General features: G+C 68.4%; 29 protein-coding genes. 16 read left to right on the forward strand and 13 right to left on the reverse strand.

Annotated elements, in window-relative coordinates:
* Window positions 1-661 precede the first annotated feature (661 nt).
* The 5 genes from IEY21_RS08785 (at window position 662) to IEY21_RS08805 (ending at window position 3,553) form a co-directional block, all read left to right on the forward strand.
* Entirely contained in the window at window positions 662-1,084 is a 423-nt protein-coding gene (locus IEY21_RS08785; protein ID WP_188903490.1) for a hypothetical protein, read from the forward strand.
* An 88-nt stretch (window positions 1,085-1,172) separates the two neighbouring features.
* The gene (gene gmk, locus IEY21_RS08790; protein WP_188903492.1) at window positions 1,173-1,898 is read left to right on the forward strand and encodes a guanylate kinase; all 726 of its coding nucleotides are present in this window, start codon (window positions 1,173-1,175) and stop codon (window positions 1,896-1,898) included.
* A gap of 16 nt (window positions 1,899-1,914) precedes the next feature.
* The gene (locus tag IEY21_RS08795; protein ID WP_188903494.1) at window positions 1,915-2,460 is read left to right on the forward strand and encodes a macro domain-containing protein; all 546 of its coding nucleotides are present in this window, start codon (window positions 1,915-1,917) and stop codon (window positions 2,458-2,460) included.
* 130 nt (window positions 2,461-2,590) lie between these two features.
* Window positions 2,591-2,770, forward strand: a complete 180-nt coding sequence (locus IEY21_RS08800; RefSeq protein ID WP_188903497.1) for a hypothetical protein — start codon at window positions 2,591-2,593, stop codon at window positions 2,768-2,770.
* A 12-nt stretch (window positions 2,771-2,782) separates the two neighbouring features.
* Window positions 2,783-3,553, forward strand: a complete 771-nt coding sequence (locus IEY21_RS08805) for a monofunctional DNA glycosylase (RefSeq protein WP_229752994.1) — start codon at window positions 2,783-2,785, stop codon at window positions 3,551-3,553.
* A 25-nt stretch (window positions 3,554-3,578) separates the two neighbouring features.
* Here the strand turns inward: IEY21_RS08805 and IEY21_RS08810 are convergent, their stop codons facing one another.
* The 4 genes from IEY21_RS08810 to IEY21_RS08825 all read right to left on the reverse strand — a co-directional run bounded on the left by IEY21_RS08810 (window position 3,579) and on the right by IEY21_RS08825 (window position 6,218).
* Complete coding sequence (locus IEY21_RS08810) at window positions 3,579-4,193, reverse strand: hypothetical protein (RefSeq protein WP_188903499.1); 615 nt, start codon at window positions 4,191-4,193, stop codon at window positions 3,579-3,581.
* Window positions 4,194-4,266: 73 nt separating this feature from the next.
* Window positions 4,267-5,202: a methionyl-tRNA formyltransferase gene (fmt, locus tag IEY21_RS08815; protein WP_188903501.1), complete on the reverse strand. Its 936-nt coding sequence runs from the start codon at window positions 5,200-5,202 to the stop codon at window positions 4,267-4,269.
* A complete protein-coding gene (gene def, locus IEY21_RS08820) occupies window positions 5,199-5,882 on the reverse strand; it encodes a peptide deformylase (RefSeq protein ID WP_188903503.1) in 684 nt (227 codons plus the stop codon). Before def ends, fmt begins: the two co-directional genes overlap by 4 nt.
* 75 nt (window positions 5,883-5,957) lie before the next feature.
* On the reverse strand, window positions 5,958-6,218 hold the full coding sequence (locus tag IEY21_RS08825) for a hypothetical protein (protein WP_188903505.1): 261 nt from the start codon (window positions 6,216-6,218) through the stop codon (window positions 5,958-5,960).
* A 92-nt stretch (window positions 6,219-6,310) separates the two neighbouring features.
* Between IEY21_RS08825 and aguB the strand changes: the two genes are divergently transcribed.
* The 3 genes from aguB (at window position 6,311) to IEY21_RS08840 (ending at window position 8,208) form a co-directional block, all read left to right on the forward strand.
* Window positions 6,311-7,219, forward strand: coding sequence for an N-carbamoylputrescine amidase (gene aguB / locus IEY21_RS08830; protein WP_188903507.1), 909 nt, complete (start codon window positions 6,311-6,313; stop codon window positions 7,217-7,219).
* Between the two features lie 75 nt (window positions 7,220-7,294).
* Window positions 7,295-7,966, forward strand: coding sequence for a class I SAM-dependent methyltransferase (locus IEY21_RS08835; protein WP_188903509.1), 672 nt, complete (start codon window positions 7,295-7,297; stop codon window positions 7,964-7,966).
* 86 nt (window positions 7,967-8,052) lie between these two features.
* Window positions 8,053-8,208 (forward strand): hypothetical protein, encoded by a 156-nt coding sequence (locus tag IEY21_RS08840; RefSeq protein ID WP_188903511.1) that lies wholly within the window; start codon window positions 8,053-8,055, stop codon window positions 8,206-8,208.
* On the opposite strand, the gene truA is transcribed toward IEY21_RS08840, so the two are convergent.
* Window positions 8,183-8,962 carry a tRNA pseudouridine(38-40) synthase TruA gene (gene truA, locus IEY21_RS08845; protein ID WP_188903512.1) on the reverse strand — a complete coding sequence of 260 codons (780 nt, stop codon included), beginning with the start codon at window positions 8,960-8,962 and terminating at the stop codon, window positions 8,183-8,185. The two genes, IEY21_RS08840 and truA, sit on opposite strands and share 26 nt — an antisense overlap.
* Window positions 8,963-9,023: 61 nt before the next feature.
* Between truA and IEY21_RS08850 the strand changes: the two genes are divergently transcribed.
* Both IEY21_RS08850 and IEY21_RS08855 read left to right on the forward strand, forming a co-directional pair.
* Entirely contained in the window at window positions 9,024-9,857 is an 834-nt protein-coding gene (locus IEY21_RS08850) for a LysM peptidoglycan-binding domain-containing M23 family metallopeptidase (RefSeq protein WP_229752995.1), read from the forward strand.
* A 14-nt stretch (window positions 9,858-9,871) separates the two neighbouring features.
* Window positions 9,872-10,102 (forward strand): antibiotic biosynthesis monooxygenase family protein, encoded by a 231-nt coding sequence (locus IEY21_RS08855; RefSeq protein ID WP_188903516.1) that lies wholly within the window; start codon window positions 9,872-9,874, stop codon window positions 10,100-10,102.
* A 10-nt stretch (window positions 10,103-10,112) separates the two neighbouring features.
* Here the strand turns inward: IEY21_RS08855 and surE are convergent, their stop codons facing one another.
* Entirely contained in the window at window positions 10,113-10,895 is a 783-nt protein-coding gene (gene surE, locus IEY21_RS08860) for a 5'/3'-nucleotidase SurE (RefSeq protein WP_188903518.1), read from the reverse strand.
* Window positions 10,896-11,021: 126 nt separating this feature from the next.
* Window positions 11,022-12,218, reverse strand: a complete 1,197-nt coding sequence (locus tag IEY21_RS08865; RefSeq protein ID WP_188903520.1) for a tetratricopeptide repeat protein — start codon at window positions 12,216-12,218, stop codon at window positions 11,022-11,024.
* A gap of 253 nt (window positions 12,219-12,471) precedes the next feature.
* On the opposite strand from IEY21_RS08865, the gene IEY21_RS08870 reads away from it, so the two are divergent.
* Entirely contained in the window at window positions 12,472-13,170 is a 699-nt protein-coding gene (locus IEY21_RS08870) for a DsbA family protein (RefSeq protein WP_188903522.1), read from the forward strand.
* Here IEY21_RS08870 and IEY21_RS08875 read toward each other — a convergent pair.
* The 5 genes from IEY21_RS08875 to IEY21_RS08895 form a co-directional block, all read right to left on the reverse strand.
* Window positions 13,094-14,317 carry a GNAT family N-acetyltransferase gene (locus IEY21_RS08875; RefSeq protein WP_188903524.1) on the reverse strand — a complete coding sequence of 408 codons (1,224 nt, stop codon included), beginning with the start codon at window positions 14,315-14,317 and terminating at the stop codon, window positions 13,094-13,096. The two genes, IEY21_RS08870 and IEY21_RS08875, sit on opposite strands and share 77 nt — an antisense overlap.
* Window positions 14,302-15,357, reverse strand: a complete 1,056-nt coding sequence (locus IEY21_RS08880) for an agmatine deiminase family protein (RefSeq protein WP_188903526.1) — start codon at window positions 15,355-15,357, stop codon at window positions 14,302-14,304. The genes IEY21_RS08875 and IEY21_RS08880 overlap by 16 nt, the downstream gene beginning before the upstream one ends.
* A 69-nt stretch (window positions 15,358-15,426) precedes the next feature.
* A complete protein-coding gene (locus IEY21_RS08885; protein ID WP_229752996.1) occupies window positions 15,427-15,834 on the reverse strand; it encodes a hypothetical protein in 408 nt (135 codons plus the stop codon).
* 90 nt (window positions 15,835-15,924) lie between these two features.
* The gene (locus tag IEY21_RS08890) at window positions 15,925-16,197 is read right to left on the reverse strand and encodes a hypothetical protein (RefSeq protein WP_188903528.1); all 273 of its coding nucleotides are present in this window, start codon (window positions 16,195-16,197) and stop codon (window positions 15,925-15,927) included.
* Between the two features lie 334 nt (window positions 16,198-16,531).
* Window positions 16,532-17,914, reverse strand: a complete 1,383-nt coding sequence (locus IEY21_RS08895; protein ID WP_188903530.1) for a ribonuclease R family protein — start codon at window positions 17,912-17,914, stop codon at window positions 16,532-16,534.
* Between the two features lie 214 nt (window positions 17,915-18,128).
* On the opposite strand from IEY21_RS08895, the gene IEY21_RS08900 reads away from it, so the two are divergent.
* The 3 genes from IEY21_RS08900 (at window position 18,129) to IEY21_RS08910 (ending at window position 20,093) form a co-directional block, all read left to right on the forward strand.
* Window positions 18,129-19,007, forward strand: a complete 879-nt coding sequence (locus IEY21_RS08900; RefSeq protein ID WP_188903532.1) for a DUF4097 family beta strand repeat-containing protein — start codon at window positions 18,129-18,131, stop codon at window positions 19,005-19,007.
* Window positions 19,004-19,651, forward strand: a complete 648-nt coding sequence (locus tag IEY21_RS08905; RefSeq protein WP_188903534.1) for an SHOCT-like domain-containing protein — start codon at window positions 19,004-19,006, stop codon at window positions 19,649-19,651. Before IEY21_RS08900 ends, IEY21_RS08905 begins: the two co-directional genes overlap by 4 nt.
* Before the next feature lie 88 nt (window positions 19,652-19,739).
* Window positions 19,740-20,093: a DUF2089 domain-containing protein gene (locus IEY21_RS08910; protein ID WP_188903536.1), complete on the forward strand. Its 354-nt coding sequence runs from the start codon at window positions 19,740-19,742 to the stop codon at window positions 20,091-20,093.
* Between the two features lie 183 nt (window positions 20,094-20,276).
* On the opposite strand, the gene IEY21_RS08915 is transcribed toward IEY21_RS08910, so the two are convergent.
* On the reverse strand, window positions 20,277-20,972 hold the full coding sequence (locus tag IEY21_RS08915; protein WP_188903538.1) for a Crp/Fnr family transcriptional regulator: 696 nt from the start codon (window positions 20,970-20,972) through the stop codon (window positions 20,277-20,279).
* Window positions 20,973-21,257: 285 nt separating this feature from the next.
* Here IEY21_RS08915 and IEY21_RS08920 point away from each other — a divergent pair, with 285 nt between their 5' ends.
* Both IEY21_RS08920 and IEY21_RS08925 read left to right on the forward strand, forming a co-directional pair.
* On the forward strand, window positions 21,258-23,093 hold the full coding sequence (locus IEY21_RS08920) for an acyl-CoA dehydrogenase C-terminal domain-containing protein (RefSeq protein ID WP_188903540.1): 1,836 nt from the start codon (window positions 21,258-21,260) through the stop codon (window positions 23,091-23,093).
* Window positions 23,094-23,226: 133 nt separating this feature from the next.
* Window positions 23,227-24,249 carry a C39 family peptidase gene (locus tag IEY21_RS08925; RefSeq protein ID WP_188903542.1) on the forward strand — a complete coding sequence of 341 codons (1,023 nt, stop codon included), beginning with the start codon at window positions 23,227-23,229 and terminating at the stop codon, window positions 24,247-24,249.
* Window positions 24,250-24,345: the final 96 nt, after the last annotated feature.

The raw sequence follows: 24,345 nt of genomic DNA on the forward strand, positions 1-24,345 counted from the left end.
CACGCCCCTCCTCAAACCACCCTTGAGGTCGGCTGGCAACTCGTTTTCCGTCCAATCTCATAAAATCTGTCAGGCCGCCAGCATTGCTCCGTCACCGCCTGCCTGAGAAAGCCTGGAATGAGATGGGATCAGACGTCGGGCCGAATCCGGCAAAACGTTGCCATACGGGTAGGAAATGTTATGTTGTGCGCGGAGCCGGGATTGCTCCTGGGGAAGTTGTTATTAGCCGGTCGTCGGTTCAAGTCCGACCCCTGGCTCCACAACAGTCAAGATGCGCTCTCTGAGCGCGTTTTTCGTTTGCCGCAGACGTTGATGTGGGCCGGGCGATGGCCGAAGGTTGCTCCGGGTTCTTGCTGTTCGGGGATTCTGCATTCGTGAAAAGTAAAGGTGACACAGAGAATCTTCTGTCAAGCTCTGTCATGATCACGGGTCAGTAGACGGAGGCCGGTTCTTTTTTCGGGAATCGTCTTCGGAACTTTTCTGTACAGGCCAGCTGCAGAAGAATACCAGCTGCAGAAGAATAAGGACCACTCCCCAGATCAAGTGTCTTCTTTTTTACAGCGAAAGATAAAGCGCGCGAGGTCTGGGGAACGTTTTATCTATAAAATACTTTACAACGGTGTTTCGGTGGCCCCATACTGTCTACTTGGAGGTCATCCCCATGACAACTTACAAGAAACTCAGCGAACAGGTCCATGAACTTAGCAATGCACAGCGCAGTGATACCTTTGTCCGGATGTTCCGCGACGCCGTGCGCGACGGCAAGTTTGAGGCAGCTTATCTGCCGGAACGCTTTACCCTGCCCAAGCAATTTACCCGCCGTGGCAGCGACGAGACCTACCAGCGCGACACCAAGGAAATGCTGTTTGAAGTCACGCCAAAGTTCGAGAAGTGGTTTGACGAAACGAACCGTGAACTGGCTGCCGCCCGCAAGGGAGGAGCCATCAAGCCGTCCGTGGAAGCAATTGAAGCCGGGCTGGTGGATTTCAAGCAGATGGCCGCCGAAACCCGTCAGAAAATGCAGGCCAGCTATGAGAAGGGGCAGGCCCTGGGCAAGAGCCGCGCCAAAGGCAAGCGCAAGTAAGCTGTCATTCGATGTAGAACGGGCGGCGGGTCGCAAAACGACCTTCCGCCCGTTTTCTTTGTGCGGACTTGCGGGTATCCTGACAGGAATGACGTTCGACCAGGTTGATTCCCCTGTCCCTCTGCCCACCGACCGGCCCGCCCGCCGGGGCCTTCTGATTGTGATCACGGGCGCGTCCGGGGTCGGCAAGGGCACCCTGCGCGAACGCTGGCTGGCCGGACAGAACGTGTTCTACAGCACCTCGTGGACCACCCGTGGTGCCCGGCCCGGCGAGCAGGAAGGCGTGGATTACGTGTTCGTCTCGCCGGAAGTGTTCGCCGAGAAGGCGCAGGCAGACGGCTTTCTGGAACACGCCACGTTCGTCGGGCACCACTACGGCACGCCCATCGAACCCATTGAAGCGGCGCTGGCGCGCGGGCAGGACGTGGTGCTGGAAATCGAGGTGGAGGGAGCCATGCAGGTCAAGGCCCGGCTGGGCGAGGAAGCCATTCTGGTCTTCATCATGCCGCCGAGTCTGACCGAACTGCGCCGCCGCCTGGAGGGCCGCGCCACCGAGACCCCCGAGCGCATCGAGAAGCGGCTGTTGCGGGCGCGTGACGAGATCATGCACGCCCATGCCTTCCGCTACGTGGTGGTGAACGACGACCTCAGCCGCGCGGTAGAGGAGTTGCTGGCCGTGCAGCGCGCCGAGCGTGCCGCCCAGCTGCCTCCCCAGGCGTGGAGCGCCGAGGACCACGCGGCTGTGGCGGCGGCGGCCCAGGTCCGCAGCGATCATCTCAGCCCCGAACAGCTCGCCCGCGTCGTCGAGTCCTGAAAGTGGAGGAGTAGGAATGCCGCTGGAACTGATTCAGGGAGACATTGCGGCCCAGACCGCCTGCGCCGTGGTCACGGCCGCCAACAAGGAACTGGTGGGCGGCGGCGGCGTGGACGGTGCGGTCCACCGCGCCGCCGGACCCGGGCTGTTGCGGGCCATCCGGCAGATCGGCGGCACCCCCACCGGTACGGCCGTGATCACGCCCGCCTTCGGTCTGGAGCGGCGCGGCGTGCGTCATGTCATCCATGCGGTGGGCCCGGTCTGGCGCGGTGGCGAGCACGGCGAGGCCGAACTGCTCGCCGGTGCCTACCGCCGCGGTCTGGAACTGGCCGTTCAGCACGGCTGTTCCAGCGTTGCCTTTCCGTCCATCAGTACGGGGGTGTACGGCTACCCGCTTCAACAGGCCGCGCGGGTGGGGCTGTCGACCATCCGCACTTTTCTGGCCGACCATCCAGAGCTGCTGGTCCGGGTGGTGCTGTATGACGCAGGCAGCCTGCAGGTCTTCCGGGCGGCGCTGGAGCAGCTTCAAACGGATCCGGATGCATGGTTTGACGTCCCGTGAATAACGCGCTATATTTTTTACATCACCGCCGAAGCAGGCGGCTTTTTTATTGTGTCCTCCGGCAGCTGTGTTAAGGCGTCTTGAGCCGCCTGGGGCGCAGCGGGCCGCGTGCGCCCGCAAGCTGGAACGCATGAGCGATGACACCCAGCCGGGCTATGACCCCGCCAACCAGTCTCCCGCCGAGGGCCAGAGCCAGCCGATTCCCGAACAGGACCGGGGCAAGGCGCCCAACATGGACCCTGCAGACAAGGACGGTCCGGCGGAGGGGGCGCGGGACGCGGTCGAGGACGACGACACTCCGGCAGGTTGAGCGGGGGGCGCCGTGTCGACCGGACCCGTGCTCAACGCGGCCCGCCCGGACAAGGAGCGGGCCGAACTGCTGGTCTGGATCAGGGAGCGTCTGCACGGCGAGTACGGGGACCGGCATCTGGACCCCCGGCGCGAGCCGATGCACGAGCTGATCAGCACCATCCTGTCGCAGCGCACCACCTGGCGCGACGAGGACGCCGCGTATCGGGAACTGCGCGCTCTGGGGGACTGGAACGCCATCATCGCTGCGCCGACCGAAGCCGTGGCCCACGCCATCCGCCGCAGCAACTACCCCGAGAGCAAGGCACCGCGTATTCAGGAAACCCTGCGCCGCATCCGCGACTCGCCGGGGGGCTACGATCTGGACTTTTTGCAGGACCTGCCCGTGAAGGACGCCCTGAAGTGGCTGACCGACCTGCCGGGCGTGGGTGCCAAGACCGCCAGTCTGGTGCTGCTGTTCAACTACGGGCACCCAGTCTTTCCGGTGGACACCCACGTTCACCGCATCACCACCCGGGTCGGCGCGATTCCCGTGATGGGCGAACAGGCCGCGCACCGGGCGCTGCTGAAGGTGCTGCCCCCCGACCCGCCCTTTCTGTACGAACTGCACCTGAACCTGCTCAAGCACGGGCAGCAGGTGTGCAGCTGGAGCGGCCCGAAGTGTGGGGTATGCGTGCTGCGGGATCGGTGCGACGCCTACACCATCTTCGGCAACAACGTGCCCAGTTTCAGCGAGACGGTGAAGGCAAAGGCCAGAACGCCGCGGGCCGGAAAACCTGCGTAAGGACGCGGGCGCCCCGCTCTGTCCCTCAGCCCCGCTCGCGCTCGCGCAGGATCAGCTGGATCAGGCCGAGCAGAACCAGTTCTTCCTCGCCTGCTCGCGTGGAACGCAGCTCCTCGATCTCGAAGCGGCGCGAGAAGATGCTGCGGCGCTTGCGTACCCGGAAGGCCGCCGTGCCGCCCGCGTCCGTGACGGTATAGGTCGGATTGACAAAGTAATCGAAGCCCGCCGCGATCACGTCCCCGATCAGGGGCACCGCGTCGATCACACCCTCGATGACGGCCAGCCACGGCTGATCATCGCGGATGGTAAAGCGCGTCTGGCCATCGGGGCCGAGCAGGTCATATCCCGCGGCCCACAGGGTCCGCAGCCCCTGGGCCTGAAGAGCCCCCACCTCCGCGCCGTCCGTGCGCACGATCACCCGCCGCGCCTTCCAGTCCAGCGCTCCGGCGAGCAGCCCCCGCGCCCGCATGCTGTGGGTCTGATGCTGGCGGGCCTCGTCGGAAAAGACCCGCACCTCATCGCGGATGCTGAAGGTCTTCTCCTTGACCACGGCGATCAACTGCCCCGAGGCGTCGGTGACGCGCAGCTCGGTAAAAAGGCTGAGCTTGAAGGTGATGGTGAGCGGAAAGGCGAGGTTCACGCCCGCAGGTACGCTGCTGGAGCGCGTTCGGTTCCCGGCAGACGCCGTTGCTGGCAATCACCGTTCCCAGGGGTTACGGTTCCCAGCGGTCAAACCGCGTGCCGGCGTCCACGCCCGCTGCGGGGGCCCACACGGCGGCAGGCTGCGCCTTGCGGGCTTCGGGCTGCACACTCTGCACCCGCACGGCCCCGACGCCGCACGCGATGACCACGCCACTCGCCTCCACACCCAGCACCTCGCCGGGAGCGCCCTCGCCCTGGGCCAGCTCCAGGCCGCCGAGCTTGAGCCGCGCGCCCCCAAGAAAGGCGGTGGTCTGCGGCCATGCGGCCACGCCCCGGTAGCGGTCCACCACTGCCCGCGCCGGGTCGTGCCAGCGCACGAAACCGTCTTCCTTGACGAGCATCGGCGCGTGGGTCGCCGCCGCCTCGTCCTGCGGGGTGGGGGAGAGGTCGCCCAGCCGGGTCAGGGCGGTGACGATCAGCCGCGCGGCCTGTCCGGAGAGCGCGTGCGACAGTTCGAGGCTGGTCCACCCGGGCTCAATAGGCAGCTCTTCTTGCAACAGCACCGGGCCGGTGTCCATGCCGGGATCGGTCTGCATGATGGTCGTGCCGGTGACCGTCTCGCCCCGGATCAGCGCCCACTGAATCGGCGCGGCGCCCCGGTAGGCGGGCAGCAGGCTGGTGTGGGTGTTCAGGAACCCGAAACGGGGCACGGCGAGCAACGCGGCGGGCAGAATCTTGCCGTAGGCGCAGGTGACGGCCACATCCGCCCCGCAGCCGCGCAGGGTCTCCTCGAAGGCCGTATTGCGCCGCAGCTTCTCCGGCTGGGCCAGCGGCAGTCCCAGCTCGGCGGCCCGCGCGGCGACCGGCGGCGGCGTCAGCTTCAGGCCGCGCCCGACCGGTTTGTCCGGCTGGGCCACCACAAGCATCACCTCGAAGTGTTCCCGGACAGCTTCGAGCACCGGCAGTGCGAAGGCCGGCGAGCCGAAGAAGGCGACTTTCGGGGTCAACCCCCGCTCCGCTCGCGGCGCAGCCGTTCGGCATTTGCCAGGTCGCTCAGCAGCGATTTGGAGCGCTGCTGCAGGGCGAGCAGTTCCTTGCGGTAGTCCTCGGTCACCTCGGCGGGCAGACGGTCGAGGAACAGCACGCCGTCGAGGTGGTCGAGTTCGTGCTGGAACACGCGCGCCAGATAGTCGTCGGCTTCCAGCGTGCGCTGAACGCCGTCCAGATCGGTGTACTGCACCGATACGGCGCGGGCGCGCGGCACGCCCTCCTCGTAGATGCCAGGAATGCTCAGGCAACCCTCCTGGTAGGACCGGTCCTTTTTCTTGTTGATGACGCGCACCACCGGATTGATCATCACGAAGTCGCGCAGCACCCGCGAACGCAGCGGTTCGTCGCCGCCCTCGTTCTCCTCCTCGTCGTCCTCGTATTCCACGGCCACGAACATCCGCACCGGCAGGCCCACCTGGGGCGCGGCCAGTCCCACGCCACGCGCCTCGAACATGGTCTCGAGCATGGTCTCGGCCACCTGCCGCACACTCTGCAGCCCCACCCCCGGCACGTTCAGGGAGTCGTTCACGCCCAGCGGCTTGGCCTTGCGGCGCAGCACCGGGTCGCCGTACAGCCGCAGCGGATAGACGCGCGGCTTGTCGGGGGCAGGAGTCAGCTGGTTGGTCGGCACCGTCATAATGCTCTGTTTTACCAGAGCTGGGCGAAGGGAACCGAGCGGCGATTCCTGTTTGGTGGCTGGCCGGAGCTGGCCCTATTCGCCGCGCCGCCCGAAGACCACGGCGGCGGCCAGCCCCAGCGCTCCGGTCAGGCCGAGCACCAGCGGCAGGTCATGGCCGCGCAAAGAGGCGTCGGCGCTCAGCGCCAGCCCGCCCGCGCCCAGCAGCACGGTCAGGGCCAGCGCGGGCCAGGTAACGCCGCCGCGCGACACCTGTGCTCCCCAGCCGGCTCCGGCGAGCAGCAGGCACAGCAGCCCGGCCCAGTCGGCTGCCAGCCAGCTGCGCGGATCGTCCATCAGGAGCTCGCCTCCGGGGGCCTCGCGTCCATGAGGGAAGCATACCGGTCCCGCTCCTGGCACGGCGCGGCGGCATCGGGTAGCCTCGGGGCATGACCGGCAAGACGCCCCCCCCCGCCTCCGTGAAGGTCAAGCTGGCCGTAATCCAGATGCACGTGACCGACCGGCTGGACGACAACCTGAAGCGCGCCGAGGCCCACGTGCGGGACGCCGCCCGAGCCGGAGCGCAAGTTGTGCTGCTGCCCGAGCTGTTCGAGAGCCTGTATTTCTGCCAGGTAGAGCGCGAGGACTACTTCGCGCTCGCGCACCCGCAGGCGGGCCACCCGTTCCTGGGGCGCTTTCAGAACCTCGCCGCCGAGCTGGGCGTGGTGCTGCCGGTGTCCTACTTCGAGCGGGCCGGGCAGGCGCACTACAACTCGCTGGTGTGCATAGACGCCGATGGCAGCGTGCTCGGCAACTACCGCAAGACCCACATCCCCGACGGCCCCGGCTACGAGGAGAAGTACTACTTCAATCCCGGCGACACCGGGTTCCGGGTCTGGGAGACCCGCTACGGCCGCGTGGGCGTGGGCATCTGCTGGGACCAGTGGTACCCCGAGACCGCCCGGGTGATGATGCTGCAGGGCGCGGATTTCCTGCTGTACCCCACCGCCATCGGCAGTGAACCTGCCGAGGTCGAGACGCCCAACAGCCACCACATGTGGCAGCGGGCGATGGTCGGCCACGCGGTCAGCAACTCCAGCTATGTCGGCGCGGCCAACCGCATCGGCACCGAGGTCGTGGGTGACCTGACCCAGACCTACTACGGCCACTCGTTCATCAGCGACTACACCGGGGAACTGGTCGCCGAGTTCGGCGAGGGAGATGAGGGCGCGCTGACCCACGACCTGAACCTGACCGAGGCCCGCAAGTTCCGCGCCGGCATGGGCTTTTTCCGCGACCGTCGCCCTGAACTGTACGGCCCGCTGCTGACCATGGACGGGGTGACGCGCCGGGGATGAGGGACCTGCGCGGTCTGTCTGTGGGGTCCTGCGGCCATGACCAGCAGCCCAGACCCCTTGCGGTGGCCTGAACCGGTGTCCGAGCAGCCTCATTCCCGCGCGTGGTACGCCCGGCTGGCCGCTGAACTGGGCGGCTACTGTCATCCATGGATCCGGGTGCTGGACGGCCCCGATCCGGAACTGATTTTCGATACGACCTTGCAAACCCTGCTGCACCCCGCAACCCGCGTGCTGGAGGCTGGGTGCGGCCATGGTCCGGACGCCCTGCGCTTCGGCGGGCAGTGCGCCCGCTGGGTCGCCTACGACCGCCAGCCCGAACTGCTGGAGCTGGCCCGCGCGGGCGCTCCACACGCCGTCTGTCACCTCTGGGATGGAAAGGGGGAGGTCCCCCAGGGTCTGTGCGGTCCCTTCGATCTGATCGTGTCGCGTCGGGGACCCACCTCTGTGATTGATCATCTGCCCGCCGTGGCAGCGTCCGACGCCCGTTTTCTGTACGTGGGGCCACGCCTGGACGTGCCGCGCGTGTCTGAGCGGCTGGCTGCGGTGGCCTGGACCATCCAGGCCGAGTGGCGTGTGTCGGTGCGGGCCTGGGCGCCCACCTGGGATGATTGGCAGACCCGCTGCGGGTTCATGACTGAGCCGGCGCTCCGCGAGGACTGGGACGCACACGCCACCGAACGCGGCATGCCCTACCGCGAGGAACGGTACATCGTCCTGGCCGGCCCCGGCGGTGGGCCTTTGCCTTGAGACGAAGGGATGGGCTCCCTCTCAAGGTGTTTTTGCCACCTTCTGTCTGTCTGACCGCGGCGTGGTGGCCGGGGTGCAGGGGAGCTATGCACCGCACCTTGCGGCTGCGGGTGCTGTTCGCCGTGAGTCTGGTGTTCGTGCTGTTGACCCCGGTGCTGGTCGTCACCTGCCTGATGTTGTGGACGGTTTTGCCCGGACCGGACCGGCGCCTGAGCGTCAGTCCGGGTAGCTCGCCCCGCTGAAGTACAGGCCGTGGGCCGGAACGTTCGCGCCCGCCCGCGCCCGCTCACGCGAGGCCAGAATGTCTGCCACCGCGTCCGGCTCCAGCCGCCCCGCGCCCACGAGCAGCAGCGTGCCCACCAGCCCGCGCACCATGTGGCGCAGGAAACTCTCGCCCGCCACCCGCACCTCCCACACTCCGGGTGCCGGATGAACGCTCAGGGCGCGCAGCTCGCGCACGGTCTGGCGGTCCTCCTGGGTGGCAAAGGCGGCGAAGTCGTGGGTGCCGACCAGCCGCGTGGCGGCGGCGTTCATGGCCCCGGCGTCCAGCGGCCCCGGAACGTGCAGCGCCCGCCCCTGCCACAGCGGATGACGCTGCGGGGCGCGCAGCAGACGGTACACGTAGCGGCGCTCGGTGCATGAAAACCGGGCATGAAAGCCCCCCGGGGCGGGTGCCGCGTCCAGTACTGCCAGCGTGGGAGGAAGGTGGGCGTTCAGTGCGCGGGCGAGCCGCGCCGGGGGCAGCGCGAAGTCGGCGGGCGCGTCCACATGCACCGGCATGGCCTCGGCATGGACGCCAGCGTCGGTGCGTCCGGCGGCCACCGGCCGGAACACGCCGGGCGTCAGCGCGGTAAATGCGTGGTGAAGGGTGTCCTGAGCGCTGGGAGCGTTCGGCTGGGACTGCCAGCCGGCGAAGGCCGCTCCGTCCCAGGCCACGGTCAGCCGCAGGCGGGTGAAGCCCTCGGGGGGAGCGTAGGTGGAACGGTCGGCGTGCATGGCGGCCAGGGTAGCGCCCGCTGTCATCATTAAGAAAGTCAGAACCGGTATGCTCCGGGGCGTGAACAATGTTTTTCGGGCGCTGTGCTGCGCTCTGCTGCTGTGTGGTGCGGCGCAGGCGGCCTCCTCCTACCGCGTCAAGGCGGGCGACACCCTCAGCGGCATCGCCGCGCGCGCCGGCGTGGGCGTGGCGCAGCTGCGGGCCGCCAACCCCAGTCTCAAGAACACCACCCGGATCCAGGCGGGCGCGGTCCTGACCCTGCCGGGCCGTTCGGTAGCGGCCACCAAACACCACGTCAAGGCGGGCGAGAACCTCACCACCATCGCGCGGCAGTACAGCCTGACGCTGGCGCAGCTGCTGCGGGTCAACCCCGCGTACGCCAGCGGCAAGTCGGTGTGGGCGGGCGCGGTGATCAACATTCCGGCCCGCTCGGCCCCGGCCTCCGGCGCACAGGCCAGCCGGACCCCGGCCGCCACCCTGCGCACGGCCAGCACCTCGCGCCACTCCAGCGCATGGCTGTGGCCGCTGACCGGGTACCGGCAGCTCAGCAGCGATTACGGACGCCGGGTTCTTGATGGCGAGGAGGAGATGCACTACGGCGTGGACATCGTGGCACCCACCGGCACCGTGGTCCGCGCGGCGCGGGCCGGGCGCGTGCTGGAATCCCGGCCCGACTTCGACCGTGGCTGGGGCTGGACGGTCGTGATCGAGCATCCCGACGGCTGGATCACCCGCTACGCCCACCTCAGCGTCACCCTGATCCGTCAGGGCGCACTCGTCGAGGGCGGACAGGCCATCGGGCGCGTCGGCAGCACCGGACGCAGCACCGGGCCGCACCTGCATTTCGGTACCTACCTGAAATGGGTTCCGCGCGATCCCCTGAGCCTGTACTGACTGCGAAGCCACCCATGAACACGGTTCATTACGCAGAGGCGCGTGGAGAACACGCCGGGGCAGCGCTGCGCGGCTTTCTGCATCACCTGCCCACCCGGCCCGGCTTTCTGGGCGCCGAGCTGCTGTCCAGTCCGGATCAGCCGGGGCTGTATCTGGTTGCCAGCCGCTGGGCCGGCCCGGTGCCGCTGCTGGACATTCCAGAGGGCACCAGGGCGTGGACCTTCACGGTGCTGGACGCCCGCTGAGGAGCGGGACCTAGAGTTCCGGCAGGTAACCCGTTACCTCGTCCAGCAGGTCATGGGCGGTCAGCTCCAGGCGCACCGGGGTCACGCTGATCAGCCCGGCCTGCACCGCACCGTAGTCTGTGTCGTCCTCGTGGGCGTCGGCGGCGCGGCTGGTCCCGGCGACCCAGTGGTACTCGCGGCCCTCGGGGTCCTGGCGGGTCACAATGCGGTCTTCCCACTGGTGGCGGCCCACCCGGGTCACACGCACGCCGACCGCCGCGCGGCTGGGAAAGTTCACGTTCAGCAGCGTGCGGGGGGGCAGGCCGCGGGAGAGCACCTGACGGGCCAGCCGCGCGGCGTAGGCGGCCCCGACCGCGAAGTCGTACTCGCCGTCCGGGCCGCTCTGCTGGCTGAAGGCAATGGAGGGCAGGCCCAGCGCCAGACCCTCGATGGCGGCGGCCACCGTGCCGCTGTGGGTCAGGTCGTCGCCCAGGTTGGGACCCAGATTGATGCCGCTGACCACCAGATCAGGCCGCCCAAGCAGATGCACGCCCAGCACCACGCAGTCGGCGGGTGTGCCGTCCACCCGGTAGGCCGGCAGGTCGCCGAAACCCGCCGCGGCGGTGTGCTTGAAGCGCAACGGACGGCGGATGGTGATGCCGTGGCCCACCGCCGACTGTTCCACGTCGGGGGCCACCACCGTCACGTCGGCGAACTCGCTCATGGCAAGGCCCAGGGCCTTGATGCCCGGCGAGAAGATGCCGTCGTCGTTGGACACCAGGATGCGGGGCCGGGGGGAAGCAGGATCGCTCATGTCGGGCAGGCTAGCGCGCCAGCGTCAGGGCGGGAATATGTTCTGAGCGCTGGGCCGATTCCGGCCCCCTGCGGAGCAACAGAGGGGGGCCGGAACCGGCAGTGCCCCCGCGGTGTTCCGGGCAGTCTACTTGCCCTGTTGGGCGAGTTTCAGGTAGTACGCGCTGGATTTGTCGCTGGGGTCCAGGGCCACGGCGCGGCCATAGGCCTCGGCAGCCCCGGCGTAGTTGCCCGCCTCGTAGCGGGTGCGGCCCAGCCACGCCCAGGCCTTGGCGTAGTTCGGGTTCTGGCTGGCGGCGTTCAGGAAGCCGCTCTGGGCCGCCGCCTTGTTGCCGCTGGCGTACTGGCTGTAGGCCGCGCGGAAAACGCGCACCGCGTCCAGGCCGTACTGCGCTCCTTCCTGCGCGAAGGCCAGATTGTACTTGTCGGCGTCGTTGGCCTCGGGCAGCGCCGTGACCCCCTGATACGCCGCCAGCGCCGCCTGGGCGTTGCCCAGCGTCAGCGCCAGCCGCCCGGCCTGCCGCCAAGCCTCGGCAAAGTTGGGGGCGGCGCGGGCGGCCTCCTGAAACCCGGCGAGCGCCTGCGCCTGACGTCCGGCATCCAGTTCGCTGTACGCGCGGCTGAAGGCGCGGGTGGCGGCCGGGCCGTAGGTACCGGCCCGGCGCGCGAGGTCCTGAAAGTACGTCAGCGTCTTGTCGCCGGGATTCAGCTTCAGGGCCAGGGTGTACAGGGCCTGCGCCCGGGCGTACTCCCCACTTTCCAGCGCGGTGCGGGCGGCCCAGGTCGCGCACTGGGCGTTCTGCGGGTCAAGCTGCAGGCACTGCCCGAAGGATGTGGCGGCCACGTCCGGCTGGTTGCGGACATACGCCGCGTAGCCCAGGTTGTACTGCGCGGTGGCGGCGGCAGTGGCCTCGGGGCTGCCGGCGCGGACGGGCGCCACCTTGAAGTAGGCGTTCCAGCCCAGTTCCGCCTGCCGCCAGAAGCCCACCTCGGTGTAGATCTGGGCGCGCAGCTTGAGGTACTCGGGATTGTTCGGCTCGGCGCTCACGGCGGCCTCGGCGGCGCCCGCAGCCTGTTTCCACAGCGTCTGGTCGATGTTGGCGCTGCCGCGCGGGTACGTGGTGCGGGCGCGGGCCGCCAGATCGCGGGCCTGATTGGCGGCCTCGGCGGCGCTGGCATACGTCACGGGCTGGGGGACGAAGGCCGGCTGGCCTGCCGGGGCGTCCGGGGCCGTCTGGGCCACGGCGGGCGCGGCGCTCAGGCCCAGGGCGAGCAGGGTCCCCAGCAACAGGCGGGCGGACGGGCGGCGTTTGGGGGTCGACATGGTGGAAACCTCCTGAAGTCAAGGGTGAAAGAAAAAGCAGATGCTCCTCCGACCCTAGGTGGGGGCAGTGGGGTGCGCGTGAGAAAATCCGCACTTCAGTGAATCTTCGGTTGATGTTTCTGAGGCAATGGAGTTGGGTCGCCGGCGGGCTCTGTTTTGGCCGGCGCTGTTCTCCCACCGCCGCGTCCCGCCAGACCGGATTTTGGCAGTGGGACTGACGTTCCTGACGGCAGGCGGGTGTTAGGGTCCGGCCATGACTCCGCCGCAGATGGCCCCCGGCACCACCGACGTGTTCTTCGATTTCCTGTGCCCGTACGCGTGGCGCGGTGTGGAACTGGCGGAAGCGCTGCGTGAACCGGACACCTCCTTCCGGCTGCGGCATTTCTCGCTGGTGCAGGGCAACCACCCCGGCAACGCGGGGCAGGCGGAGCCGCGGTGGTGGCTTACCGATCAGCCCATAGGCGAGGGCAGCCACGCCCAGCAGGCCAGCCTGCGGGCCTTCCTGGCGGCGGGCGCGGCAGCCCGGCAGGGGGAGGAGCGGAGCTGGGCCTTTACGCTGGACCTCCTGCGGGCGGTCCATGAACACAAGAAGCCGCTGGATGAGGACACGGTGCAGGCAGCGGCGCGGGCCGCCGGGCTGGACGCTGGGCAGTTTGCCGCCGACCGCGCCGACGAATGCGGCCTGCGCGCCCGCCTGCGGACCGATCTGGTCGAGGCCGCCGGGATCGGGGTGTTCGGCACGCCCACCTTCGTGTCGCCTGAGGGCAGCGCCGCGTACTACCGCTTCGAGAACCTGACCCGTGACCCCGCGACGGCGCGGCAGTGGTGGACTCTGTACGGCGAGGTACTGAGGTCGGGAGCGGGCATCGCCACCGTCAAGCGGGCGAGGCACCGTCCGGCCCACAAGACGGATCAGCCGGCGCCCCCGTTCCTGGCCGGGCAGCCGGCGTGAGGCCCAGCGCCCGCGCCACCGCGCCCAGCGGCGGCTGCATGCCGCTGCGCACCTCCATGTAGGCGCGGTACAGCGGGCCGAAGCTGTGCATCAGCACGGCCATCACACCGTGGTCGTCCACGGTCAGGCCCTGAATGCAGAAGCCGTGCCGCAGCTTGGGCACGAGCACGGCCGTGTTCGTGGCGTGGTGGTGGCTGCGGACCCGGTCGTAGCCCCCGGCCTGCAGCGCGCCCAGCACCGCGGGCAGCAGCCGGGTGTACAGCCCCCGGCCCCGGTGGGCGGGCAGCAGGGCGGTATTCACCATGTACGCAGTGCGGGCGTCCCACTGCCGCGAGTACTGCCAGCCCGCGACCTCGCCGGCATGGCCGACCAGCCACACGTAACGCGGAACTTCCGGCGGTTCGAGCCGGGGTGGAGTGGGCCAGTCCAGCGATACGCTGTCGTAGGCCGCCGCCTCCAGCCGCGTATAGATCCCGTAATAGACCTCGTAGGGCACGGGGCGCAGTACGTAGCCGCCGCCCAGATCGGTGTCCTCGCCCTGGCCCCCGGGCATCGGAATGGAAGGAACCGGCGTTCGCTCGGCTGGAGGTGTGGGGGGCAGCCCCAGCCGCCGCGCCGTGTCGCCGTGCGGCGCCCGGAACCCGCTGCGGACATGCATGGCGTCGTGGTACACCGGGTCCAGGCTCAGGGTCAGTGACACATTCAGGCCACCCTCGTACAGGTTGAGGCCCTGCAGGCAAAAGCCCGCCCGCAGCTTGGGAATCAGGACGCGGTTGTTGGTGGCGCGGTGGTGGCTCTGGACCAGCGTATAGCCCGCCGCGCGGAAGGCCGCGAGCAGATGCGGCAGCAGCCGGGTGTACAGGCCGCGTCCCTGGTGCTCCGGCAGCACGCCGCTGTCGGCCATGTACACCGTGCGCTCGTCGCGCTGGTGGGCGTGGCTCCAGCCGATCAGTTCGTCTCCCGCGAAGAGGCCCCAGGAGCAGCTTTCTCCCAGGGGGGGCGGGGGTTTGTGGGGCGGATCAAAGGCGTAACCCCAGCCGCCGCCGAAGATGCGCCCCTCCAGCCGGGCGCACGCCTCGCGGTACTGGTCCAGGGAAAGGCGCCGGGCCGTGAAGCCGCCGCCCAGGTCAATTACCGTCCGGTCCACACCGTCCCCGCCGGTTGCTGCTGGGTCACGCAGTGAAACGAGCCGCCGCCCTCGATGATCGCGCGGCTGTTCAGGCCGATGACCTCGCGGCCCGGAAACAGCGGCGTGAGCACCTCCAGGGCGCGGGCGTCGTTGGGGTCGCCGTACTGCGGCACGGCCACGAAACCGTTGCCGATGTAGAAGTTGGCGTAGGTGGGGGGCAGGCGGCCCTCGGCGCCCTCCAGCCGCCGGACAGGCAGCGGCAGCTCCACGATGCGGAACGGCTGACCGTCAAGGTCCGTCATCCCGCGCAGCGCCGCAAGGTTGGCCGCCATCACCGCGTGGTTGGGATCGCTGGGATCCTCGTCCACGCTGGTCACGATGGTGCGCTCGTCGGTAAAGCGGGTGATGGTGTCGATGTGGCCGTCGGTGTGGTCGTTTTCCAGCCCCGCGCCCAGCCACAGCAGCCGGTCTATGCCCAGGTAGGCGCGCAGCCAGTCGGCATACTGCTCCGCGCTCAGGCCCAGGTTGCGGGTGTCGGTCAGCAGGCACGAGCGGGTGGTCAGGGCCACGCCAGCCCCGTTCAGTTCCAGCGCGCCGCCCTCCAGCACCACCGGCAGGTCCCAGTGCGCGGCATCCAGCGTGCGGGCCACGTATTCGGGCACCTGGTCATCCTCGTGCCACTCGAACTTGCCGCCCCAGGCATTGAAGCGCCAGTTGATCAGCGAGACCTCGGAGCCGCGCGTCACGAACAGCGGGCCGTTGTCCCGAATCCACACGTCATTGAGGGGCACGTCGTGGGAGGTCACGTCCGCCCCGCTCAGGCGCTCGGCCGCGTCCTGACGGCTCTCGGCGTCGCGGACGAGCAGCTGCACCGGCTCGAAGCGGGCGATGGTGCGCACCAGCGCGGCGAACTCGGTGCGCACCGCTTCCAGGTGGCCGAACCACAGGTCGTTGTCGGCCGGCCAGCTCAGCCACGTTGCGGCGTGCGGGGCCCATTCGGGGGGCATGACGAAGCCCAGGGCCTGCGGGGTCGGATCGGTGGGGGAGAAGTGCTGCATGTTCCGCATTACAGCACCTCGGCCACCCCGGCGGCCGTCAGCGGAGCACGGTCAGCCCGCGGGGGACGGTCAGCGCTTTACCGTGAAGGTCAGGCGCGGTGGCCTGCGGTCCTCCTGCGGCCCGGTGGCAGCGCTCAGGCGCAGCGCTCCGGCAGCGGTCTGAACGGTGGGGCCCGGCAGCAGCACGGTGTACAGCCGCGCTGAGCTGCCGCGCACCACGAAGATCCTGGCGGCCACGTTTCCCGCCACGATGCACTGGGCGCGGGGGGGGCAGCGGCTGTCATTGACCCGCAGCAGGGTCACCCGGGTGTCGCCGACCAGCGCGCTTTGACCGGCCTGCAGCGTGAGTGTGGCGGCGCTGGCACCGGAAGCGCTGGCACCGGAACAAACGAGCAGGCCCAGCCCGAGCACGGCCCGGCGCAGGAAGCGGGTCACGGCCCCAGGGGGGCGCGGCGCGGTACAGGACAACAGAGACATGGGCCCACTGTGCGCCCTGTTCCTGACCATCATCTGAGGTGTCCGCGGGCGGCCCAGGCAGGGCGGCAACCGAAAACGTGCTGCCGGGCCTCAGCCCAGCAGGGCGGGCAGGTCATCCGCGTTCGCCAGGGCCCGGAACTGCGCAGCCTTGTCGGGCAGGCCCATGCGGTCGTAACAGGTGGCGAGTTTTAAGGCGAAGAACTCCACCGCGCGGCAGTCCTCGCGGCACTCGGCGGCTTCCAGGCAGGCACGGTAGTTCTGGACGGCCAGGTGGTATTGCGCCGTCTGCGCGGCCTGCTCGGCTCGGCAGTGGCTCATGCGCAGAGACACGATGTCGCTCTCTACCCGGCTCATGGCAGTCATAAACAGCAGTTTAAGCAGATCGCCGAGCACATGAATGAAAGGTGAAGCAGGATTGACGACACCAAATGTGCGTGCCTGACGTTATTTTTCGGCTGGAGACTAAATGTTCTGGGTTCATTTTTACGGCGCTTTAAACGTTGGGAGCGCGCTCGCTTCCGGGCGGCCTCCTGACCGGAGGAGCCGTGTGGTCGCCGGACCCTGGTGTTGGCCGAAAGGTGTTGGGTAGGGGGGCTGGAGACCGCTGAAAGGCTGGCTGAGGCTTTTTAGGCGACCACGGCCATCCCCGCAGCCCGCCCACCCCACAGTCCAGCCGCTCCTCGGTTCAGCTATGCGGTCACACGGGACGCGCCCGCACGCTCAGCGCGGGCAGGTTCACGTCCACCAGCCGCACCCGCAGCGCCGTGCCGACCGGGGCGGGTGTGTTGAGGGCCAGGTCATAGGCCAGGTCGGGCAGCAGCAGCGTGGCGCTCTGGCCGCGGCGGTCCACCACCACTGCGTCCCACTCGCGTTCCGGCTGGGCGGCGATAAAGCGCAGCGTGTGGTGGCGCCGGCTGAGTCTCTCGGCCTGGCGGGTGGCGTCGGCGTTCAGGCCCGCCTGGGCAATGTGGGCCGCCACCGTCTTGCCGCTCATGGGTTCGGTGCCGTCCAGATGGGCGCGCAGCTGCTGGTGCACCACCAGGTCCAGGTAGCGGCGCATGGGGCTGGTGGCCTGGGCGTACAGGTCCAGTCCCATGCCCCCGTGCGGCCCCGGCGACGGTTGAAAACGGGTGCGCGCCAGCGTCTTGCGTCGGGCCCACTGGGCCCCCAGACCGTCGCCGCGCACCTCGCGGGTGGGGGCGTCCTGGGTGGCGAAGGGCAACGGAATGTCGTGGTCGTCGGCGTAGATGGCGGCGGCCCAGCCCGCGAGCGTCATGCACTCCTGCACCACCTGTCTCATCTCGGGGCGGGGCAGCGGCGTGACCTCAGCGCCGTTCTCGTCGGCCCGCACGCGCACCTCCGGCAGGTCAATGCTCAGTGCGCCCTCGGCCTCGCGCAACTCCCGGCTGGCGCGCGCCAGCGTAGCGAGCGTCACGAAGGGTTCCTCGCCCGCTTCCAGCTGTTCCTGGGCCTGACCATAGGTCAGCCGCTGCACCCGCACCTGCGTCAGCGCCACGTCCACCGCATCGGCGTTGCCGTCCGTGTCCAGGTCCAGCGAGATGGACAGCGCGGGCATGGTTTCGTGCAGGCCCAGCCCGGTCTTCTCGATCAGGGCGTCGGGCAGCATGCCTACCGTGCGGTCCGGCAGGTACAGCGTGGCGCCTCGGGCGCGTGCCTCCAGATCCAGCGGGCTGTCCGGGGATACCAGCGCCGCCACGTCCGCCACATGGACCCACAGCCGCGTCAGGCCGCCGGGCAGGGCCTCGATGCCCACCGCGTCGTCCGGGTCGCGGTTGCCCTCGTCGTCGATGGCGTAGGCCGTCAGGTGCGTCAGGTCCAGCCGGGGTTCCCCGGCAAAATCGGGCACGTCCAGCGTCACCGGGTCCAGCGCCGCGCCCAGCCGGTCGGCATACGGGGTCCGGGCCTCGGACCACAGGCCCAGCCGCAGCAGCAGGGTATGGGCTGCCTCGGGTGTTTCTGACAGGCCCAGTTCACGCAGGGTCCGGCTTTTCTGGGCCTTGCCGCGCGCCAGCAGCTCGATCTCGGTGCGCCCGGCGGGCGTCAGTTCGGGAAGGGTCATGGCCCAGAGAATACGGGGCGCCGGCAACTGGCCGGAGCACACCACAGAATCCTACCGAATAGAAAGTCTGGTTTTAGAGACAGTGTGTGAAAACCTGAAATAGCAATCTTAAGCGCGCTGCAGACGGCTCGGCTGCTCAGGGCTTCCAAAGAATCTAATATCTAACTTGACATTATGGAATATCTATGTTTCTATTCTTCTCAAGGAGACGGATATGAATGAACAGCAACCGCCAGAAGATTTCCGTTCGCAGGTACAGCGTCTGGTCGCCGAGGGCAAACTCACCGCCGAGGAGGCCGCCGGTCTGCTGGAGCCCACGCAGCACAGCGCGGAGCCCGAGGCGTTCATGCCCCTGCCCCCAGGGGAACAGCCGGACGCAACGCCGCCCGATCTGGACCTCGTGGTCAGCGGCTACTCGCTGAATGTCGTGCATGATTCGTCGGTCCAGGGGCCGCAGCTCAGCGCCAACACCGAAGGCGCGGTCACGCTGAACGCCACCGGGCAGGGCTGGCGGGTGGCGCGGTCCAGCGACCAGGGGGGGAACTGGACCCACTGGAACAATGTGAAGGCCATCCTGTCTGTTCCGTTTGCGCCCCGGCATGTGCGTGCCCGGGTAGACGGCGGTAACCTCACCCTGCCCGACCTGAGCGGCGAGATGCAGGCGGACGTGAACGGCGGCAACATCCGCATGGGCCGCGCCGCGGGCTTGAAGGCGGACGTGAACGGTGGCAATCTGACCGCTGCGGAGATGAATGGCCCGACGCACCTCAGTGTCAACGGGGGTAACCTCACGCTGACCGGCGCACAGACCCTCAACGCCAGCGTGAACGGCGGCAACCTCAAGTGGGCCGGGGTGCTGTCGGGCGGGGACCACCGCGTGGAGGTCAACGCCGGCAACGCCACCCTGCACCTGCTGCCGGGCAGCGGCCTGCGCGTGAACGCGGACGTGACCATGGGCGCGTTCAAGGCCGACTTCCCGACCAGCCAGAGCGGCGGCTTCATGTCCACCCGTCACGCCGGACAGTTCGGCGACGGCTCGGCCACCCTGTCGTGCAAGGTGGCGCTGGGTCAGATCAAGCTGGTGACCTCATGAAAGAAAAGGTCAAACGCATCCTCGAACTGGTGCGGGCGGGCCGCCTGAGTCTGGAAGACGCCGGACCGCTGCTCGCCGCCCTGAGCACCCGGCTGGCCCTCTCGGCCAGCGACCGCGAACTGATCGCCTCATTGCTTGCCCGCGAGGAGCTGGATACCGGGCAGGTGGCCGAACACCTGCTGCTGCTGCGCGGCGTGTCCGCGGGAACTGTCCCGCCATCGCCCCCGCTGCCCCGCCGTCCCCAGGTCATCATCGGGGGCCACCGGGTCCGCGGTCTGGACGACCTGATGGACCGGGTCACGGGCGGCCTCGACGAGGTCGTGGAGCGCATCTCCGATGGCTTTGGCGGCTCTCCGGCGGCCTCCGGCGGCCCGGCACACGCCGGCGCTCCCCGGCACTCCTCCGCCCGCATCCTGCGCATTCAGGTGGAGTCCGCCGAGGGCGACGAGTACAGCGCCAACCTGCCGGTGAGCCTCGCGCCGCACCTGCACAAGCTGATTCCGCCGCACGGCATCCGGGCGCTGGAAAGTGCTGGCTTCAGCCTGGACACCCTGCAACTGCTCATCGGGGCCGATCCACCCCCCGGCGAGCTGATCAACGCCGAGGACAGCGAGGGCAACGAGGTCCACATCTCGCTGAAGTGAGGCGGGTGGGGAAGGATGGGGGGGGGTTCTCCGTCCTTCCCTTACCTGTGGTGGCCGGCCCTCCTTTTCTCCCCCTACAGTGAGGCCCATGCGTCCCCTGCCCCTGCCCTTTCCCGACGAAACCGAAGCGCCGCACGTCACCGAACTCCGCTTTCCGACCAGTGGCGTGACCGTGCGCGGCAGCTTTGAACTCAACGAGTTCGCCACCCTCACCCCCGAGAACCTGGAATTCCTGCGGCTGTACATCCGGGTGCGCGGCAACCTCAAGGAGGTCGAGCGGGTGCTGGGCGTCAGCTACCCCACCGTGCGCGCCCGCTTCGATACGCTGCTGCGCGCCATCGGCTACGAACCCGAACTCGCCGACCCGCAGGCCGAGATCCTGAGCAGCCTGGAACGCGGCGAGATCACCCCCGACGAGGCCGCGCGCAAGCTGCGGCGCTGAGCGGCTCCACCCCCAACCCGCACCGCTCGGCACAGAAGGCTCAGGCCCGCCCGCAGAGGCAAACGCGGTCGGCTTTCCCCTCCTGCCGGGCCAGCGGCGCCGCATGCGGACCGGCGGACAGAGATGGATGTGCATATGAAAACGCCGCCCCGGAAGGCGGCGCAGACCTGCGAGTGGGCGCGCTCAGTTGCCCTGATCGATGTACTGCTGCAGGGCCTCGAGCCGCACGATGATGGGCGTGCGCGCCCGCACGATGGCTCCGTCCTGCTTGAGCTTGCCCAGCGAGTGGCTCACCGTTTCGCGGGTGGCCCCCACCATGCGGGCGATGTCTTCCTGGTTGAGCTTCAGGTTCAGCTCGATGCCCTGGCTGTGTGGCCGGCCAAATTCGCGCGCCAGCCGGTACAGCAGGCTGGCCACACGTTCGGGGGCGCTGTACGCGCTGACCGTGGCACTCCAGGCCTGGGCCTCGAACAGCCGGGCGGCCATCAGGCGGATCAGTTTCATGGCCAGCTCGGGCTTGCTGTTCAGCAGTTTCTGCAGTTCGCTGCGCGGCAGCACGATCAGCGTGGTGCGCTCCAGCGCCTCGGCCTGGGTGGGGCGGCGTTCCTCGGGCTGCAACAGCAGCTCGCCGAAGGTGTCGTGCTGCCCGATCACGCTGAGGATGGCCTCCTTGCCGTTGGGAAACAGCTTGCTGATCTTGACCAGACCGCTGCGCACGAAATACAGCGCGTCGGCGGGGTCATCCATCCGGAAGATCACCTCCCCCGGACCGTAGGAGCGGTAGGGTGTGGAGACCGCCACCCGTTCCAGCTCGGCAAGTTCCAGGTCGGCAAACAGCTCCGTGCGTTTGAGATGCCAGACCAGGCTTGGATAATTCATGATCTTTAGCAGGATACTCGAAAAGAACAGTGTCATACACAACTGTCCCTTGACGGGAAGAATTTCTGCGTCGTGGACCCTGTGCTGGCCGCAGGCGTTCTGTCCCCCTGCCTCGTTCCGGATGGACCGCGCAAACGGAATGGGGATGACATCCCCGGCCAAAAGTTTTATACTCGGTTCAAGACTGTGCCGATCAACCGCCCGATCCAGGGAACGGTGACCGTGTGCGCTGCGCCGGGTATCGTCCCTCAGGGGCGTGATCCCCACGCCAAGGAGGAGAAACCCATGCCCAGCTACAAAGCCCCCCTGCGCGACATCAAGTTCCTGATGAACGAGCTGCTCGACGCCCCCGCCGAACTCGGCAAGATTCCGTACTACACCGGCAACGAGACTGCCGACGCCGACCTGATGGGTCAGGTGCTCGACGAGGCCGCCCGCTTTGTGGAAACCGAACTGGTTCCCCTGAATGCCGTGGGGGACCGGGAAGGCTGCGTTCGTCACGATGACGGCGAGGTGACCACCCCCACCGGTTTCAAGGCCGCGTACAAGAAGTACCGTGAGGCCGGCTGGACGGCCCTGGACGCCGACCCCAACTACGGTGGTCAGGGCATGCCGCACCTCGTGAGCAACGTGCTCGTCGAGCTGCTGAACAGCGCCAACGTGGCCTGGAGCATGTACCCCGGCCTGTCGCACGGAGCGTACAGCGCCCTGCACGCCGTGGGCAGCGACGAACTCAAGGACCTGTACCTGCCCAAGCTCGTCTCGGGCGAGTGGACCGGCACCATGTGCCTGACCGAGCCGCACGCGGGCACCGACCTGGGCATCATCCGCACCAAGGCCAAGGACAACGGCGACGGCACCTACGCGGTCAGCGGCACCAAGATCTTTATCAGTGCCGGCGAACACGACATGGCCGAGAACATCGTTCACCTCGTGCTGGCCCGCCTGGAAGGCAGCCCCGAAGGTACCAAGGGCATCTCACTGTTCCTGGTGCCCAAGTACCTGCCTACCGCCGACGGCAAACCCGGCGAGCGCAACGGCGTGGTCTGCGGCAGCCTGGAACACAAGATGGGCATCAACGGCAACGCCACCGCCCTGCTGAACTTTGACGGCGCCACCGGCTATCTGGTGGGCGAGGTCAACAAGGGCATGAACCACATGTTCATCATGATGAACGCGGCCCGGCTGGGCACCGGCCTGCAGGGTCTGGGCCTGGGCGAGGTGGCCTACCAGAACGCGCTGGCGTATGCCAAGGACCGCCTGCAGATGCGCCACACCCCGCGCGTGAACCCCAGCGAGAGCGCCGATCCCATCATCGTCCATCCCGACGTGCGCCGCATGCTGCTGACCGGCAAGGCCTACACTGAGGCGGGCCGCGCCATGGCGATGTGGCTCGCCCTGAGCATCGATATCGAGCATCACCACCCCGACGAAGCCAAGCGTAAGGAGGCGGGCGATCTGGTCGCTCTGCTGACCCCCATCGCCAAGGCCTTCATGACCGACAACGGCTTCAACATCGCTGTGCAGAGCCAGCAGGTCTTTGGCGGCCACGGGTACATCAAGGAATGGGGCATGGAGCAGTTCGTCCGTGACGCCCGCATTAGCCAGATCTATGAGGGAACCAACGGCATCCAGTCGCTGGACCTGCTGGGCCGCAAGGTCCTGATGGACGGCGGCAAGAAGCTGCAGAAGCTGGCCGCTACCCTGCAGGAGTTCGTCGAGGAACACGAGGGCGACGAGCACATCGGCGAGTACGTCACGCAGCTGGGCAAGGCCGCGCAGCAGCTGGGCAGCCTGACCATGGTGATTGGGCAGAAGGCCATGAACGGCGAGGGCGGTGCCGATGAGGTCAACGCCGCCGCGGTCGACTACCTGCGCTTCTTCGGCCACGTGGTCTACGGCTACCTGTGGGCCCGGATGGCGAAGGTCGCCCAGGACAAGATTGACGCTGGCCAGGACAAGGACGGTTTCTACCTGGGCAAGGTGCAGACCGCCCGGTTCTACTTCACGAAACTGTTCCCCGAGATCAAGACGCTGGCCGCCACCATCAAGGCGGGCAACGGGCCGCTGGCCGTGGACGACCGCGTGTTCGGACTGGAACAGCCGCTTGTAACGGCCTGATTCCTTCCTGAGCAGGAAGCGCCCGCGTCGGTTGATGTGGGCGCTTTTCCTTGCGTGGGCGTGCGGCGAATGGCATCCCGGCCACCTTTACACCTCAGTTGCGGATCATGAAGGCCCGCGAGGATGGAGCTATATGGCCCGCCGCCTTCTTTTCGTGCTCACCTTTGGCCTGCTGGGCGCGGCGGCGGCCCTGCCTGCGCAGACCAGCATTGCCGGCATCCAGCATGAGTACCAGCGCCTCAACAACTGCGGCCCGGTGACGGTGGGCATGGCCCTGAGCCGCTGGGGCGGCACGCTGAACCAGTACGACATCGCCCCGAAGCTCAAGGCGAACGGGGGAGACGTGAACGTGTCGCCCGAGGAACTCGCCGCCTTTGCCCGCGCGCAGGGCATGGCGGTGCACCTGGGCCGGGGCGGCAGCCCGCTGATGCTGCGCCGCCTGCTCGCCGCCGGCTTTCCGGTGATCGTGGAGACGTGGTTCGTGACCCACGACAGCGGCGGCATGGGCCACTACCGCCTGCTCACCGGCTATGACGATGCCAAGCAGCAGTTCTCGGCCCTCGACTCGTACCTGGGGCCACTGAGCTTTTCCTACGACAAGCTGGATGAGCTGTGGCGCTCGTTCGGGCGCACCTTCGTGGTGATGGCACCGGGGAAACGCGGAGCCGAGATGAACGACCTGCTGGGCTACCACGCCGATCCGCGCATGGCCAGGCGGGCGGCGCTGCGGGTGACCCTGGTCGAGGCCAGGCAGCGCGCAGACGCCGTGGCATGGCACAACGTGGGGCAGGCCAAGCTGGCTCTGGGGGATTCGCGCGGAGCGGTGCGGGCCTTCGATGCGGCCTTTGCTGCAAACCCCGACCCCGCGCTGGACCCCACCCGACCGGCGCGCGTGACCGGTGGCCTGCCGTGGCGCACGCTGTGGTATTCCTTCGGGGCGCTGGAGGCCTACACCCGCAACGCGCGCTACGCGGACGTGCTGCGCCTGACTGCCGCGGTGCTGCGCGACGCTCCGGCGCACGAGGAGATGTACTACTGGCGGGGCCGGGCGCTGGCCGGGCTGGGGAAGTCCGCCCAGGCGCAGGCGGCCTACCGCGAGGCGCTGCGGCTGCGTCCGGGCTACGCGGCGGCGCGGGCGGCCCTGGATCAGCTGTAAGGCCCTCCTGCCGGGTCGGTATCATGGCCTCCAGTGTGACCGGCCCGCTTTCAGTGGGCGACGGCCCGCGCTGAAAGCCGTGCCTGCGGGGCGCGG

The sequence above is a fragment of the Deinococcus aerophilus genome, from assembly GCF_014647075.1.
GTDB lineage: Bacteria > Deinococcota > Deinococci > Deinococcales > Deinococcaceae > Deinococcus > Deinococcus aerophilus.

Excerpts from the sequence above, each read along its gene's own strand:
- IEY21_RS08900 (WP_188903532.1), top strand. The coding sequence starts at position 18,129 with ATGAATGAACAGCAACCGCCAGAAGATTTCCGTTCGCAGGTACAGCGT.
- gmk (WP_188903492.1), top strand. The coding sequence starts at position 1,173 with ATGACGTTCGACCAGGTTGATTCCCCTGTCCCTCTGCCCACCGACCGG.
- IEY21_RS08870 (WP_188903522.1), top strand. The coding sequence starts at position 12,472 with ATGACTCCGCCGCAGATGGCCCCCGGCACCACCGACGTGTTCTTCGAT.
- IEY21_RS08825 (WP_188903505.1), bottom strand. The coding sequence starts at position 6,218 with ATGGACGATCCGCGCAGCTGGCTGGCAGCCGACTGGGCCGGGCTGCTG.
- IEY21_RS08865 (WP_188903520.1), bottom strand. The coding sequence starts at position 12,218 with ATGTCGACCCCCAAACGCCGCCCGTCCGCCCGCCTGTTGCTGGGGACC.
- def (WP_188903503.1), bottom strand. The coding sequence starts at position 5,882 with ATGACGGTGCCGACCAACCAGCTGACTCCTGCCCCCGACAAGCCGCGC.
- IEY21_RS08910 (WP_188903536.1), top strand. The coding sequence starts at position 19,740 with ATGCGTCCCCTGCCCCTGCCCTTTCCCGACGAAACCGAAGCGCCGCAC.
- IEY21_RS08785 (WP_188903490.1), top strand. The coding sequence starts at position 662 with ATGACAACTTACAAGAAACTCAGCGAACAGGTCCATGAACTTAGCAAT.
- surE (WP_188903518.1), bottom strand. The coding sequence starts at position 10,895 with ATGAGCGATCCTGCTTCCCCCCGGCCCCGCATCCTGGTGTCCAACGAC.
- IEY21_RS08915 (WP_188903538.1), bottom strand. The coding sequence starts at position 20,972 with ATGAATTATCCAAGCCTGGTCTGGCATCTCAAACGCACGGAGCTGTTT.
- IEY21_RS08855 (WP_188903516.1), top strand. The coding sequence starts at position 9,872 with ATGAACACGGTTCATTACGCAGAGGCGCGTGGAGAACACGCCGGGGCA.
- aguB (WP_188903507.1), top strand. The coding sequence starts at position 6,311 with ATGACCGGCAAGACGCCCCCCCCCGCCTCCGTGAAGGTCAAGCTGGCC.
- IEY21_RS08795 (WP_188903494.1), top strand. The coding sequence starts at position 1,915 with ATGCCGCTGGAACTGATTCAGGGAGACATTGCGGCCCAGACCGCCTGC.
- IEY21_RS08885 (WP_229752996.1), bottom strand. The coding sequence starts at position 15,834 with ATGTCTCTGTTGTCCTGTACCGCGCCGCGCCCCCCTGGGGCCGTGACC.
- IEY21_RS08890 (WP_188903528.1), bottom strand. The coding sequence starts at position 16,197 with ATGACTGCCATGAGCCGGGTAGAGAGCGACATCGTGTCTCTGCGCATG.
- truA (WP_188903512.1), bottom strand. The coding sequence starts at position 8,962 with ATGCACGCCGACCGTTCCACCTACGCTCCCCCCGAGGGCTTCACCCGC.
- IEY21_RS08895 (WP_188903530.1), bottom strand. The coding sequence starts at position 17,914 with ATGACCCTTCCCGAACTGACGCCCGCCGGGCGCACCGAGATCGAGCTG.
- IEY21_RS08800 (WP_188903497.1), top strand. The coding sequence starts at position 2,591 with ATGAGCGATGACACCCAGCCGGGCTATGACCCCGCCAACCAGTCTCCC.
- IEY21_RS08905 (WP_188903534.1), top strand. The coding sequence starts at position 19,004 with ATGAAAGAAAAGGTCAAACGCATCCTCGAACTGGTGCGGGCGGGCCGC.
- IEY21_RS08920 (WP_188903540.1), top strand. The coding sequence starts at position 21,258 with ATGCCCAGCTACAAAGCCCCCCTGCGCGACATCAAGTTCCTGATGAAC.
- IEY21_RS08840 (WP_188903511.1), top strand. The coding sequence starts at position 8,053 with ATGCACCGCACCTTGCGGCTGCGGGTGCTGTTCGCCGTGAGTCTGGTG.
- IEY21_RS08880 (WP_188903526.1), bottom strand. The coding sequence starts at position 15,357 with ATGCAGCACTTCTCCCCCACCGATCCGACCCCGCAGGCCCTGGGCTTC.
- IEY21_RS08925 (WP_188903542.1), top strand. The coding sequence starts at position 23,227 with ATGGCCCGCCGCCTTCTTTTCGTGCTCACCTTTGGCCTGCTGGGCGCG.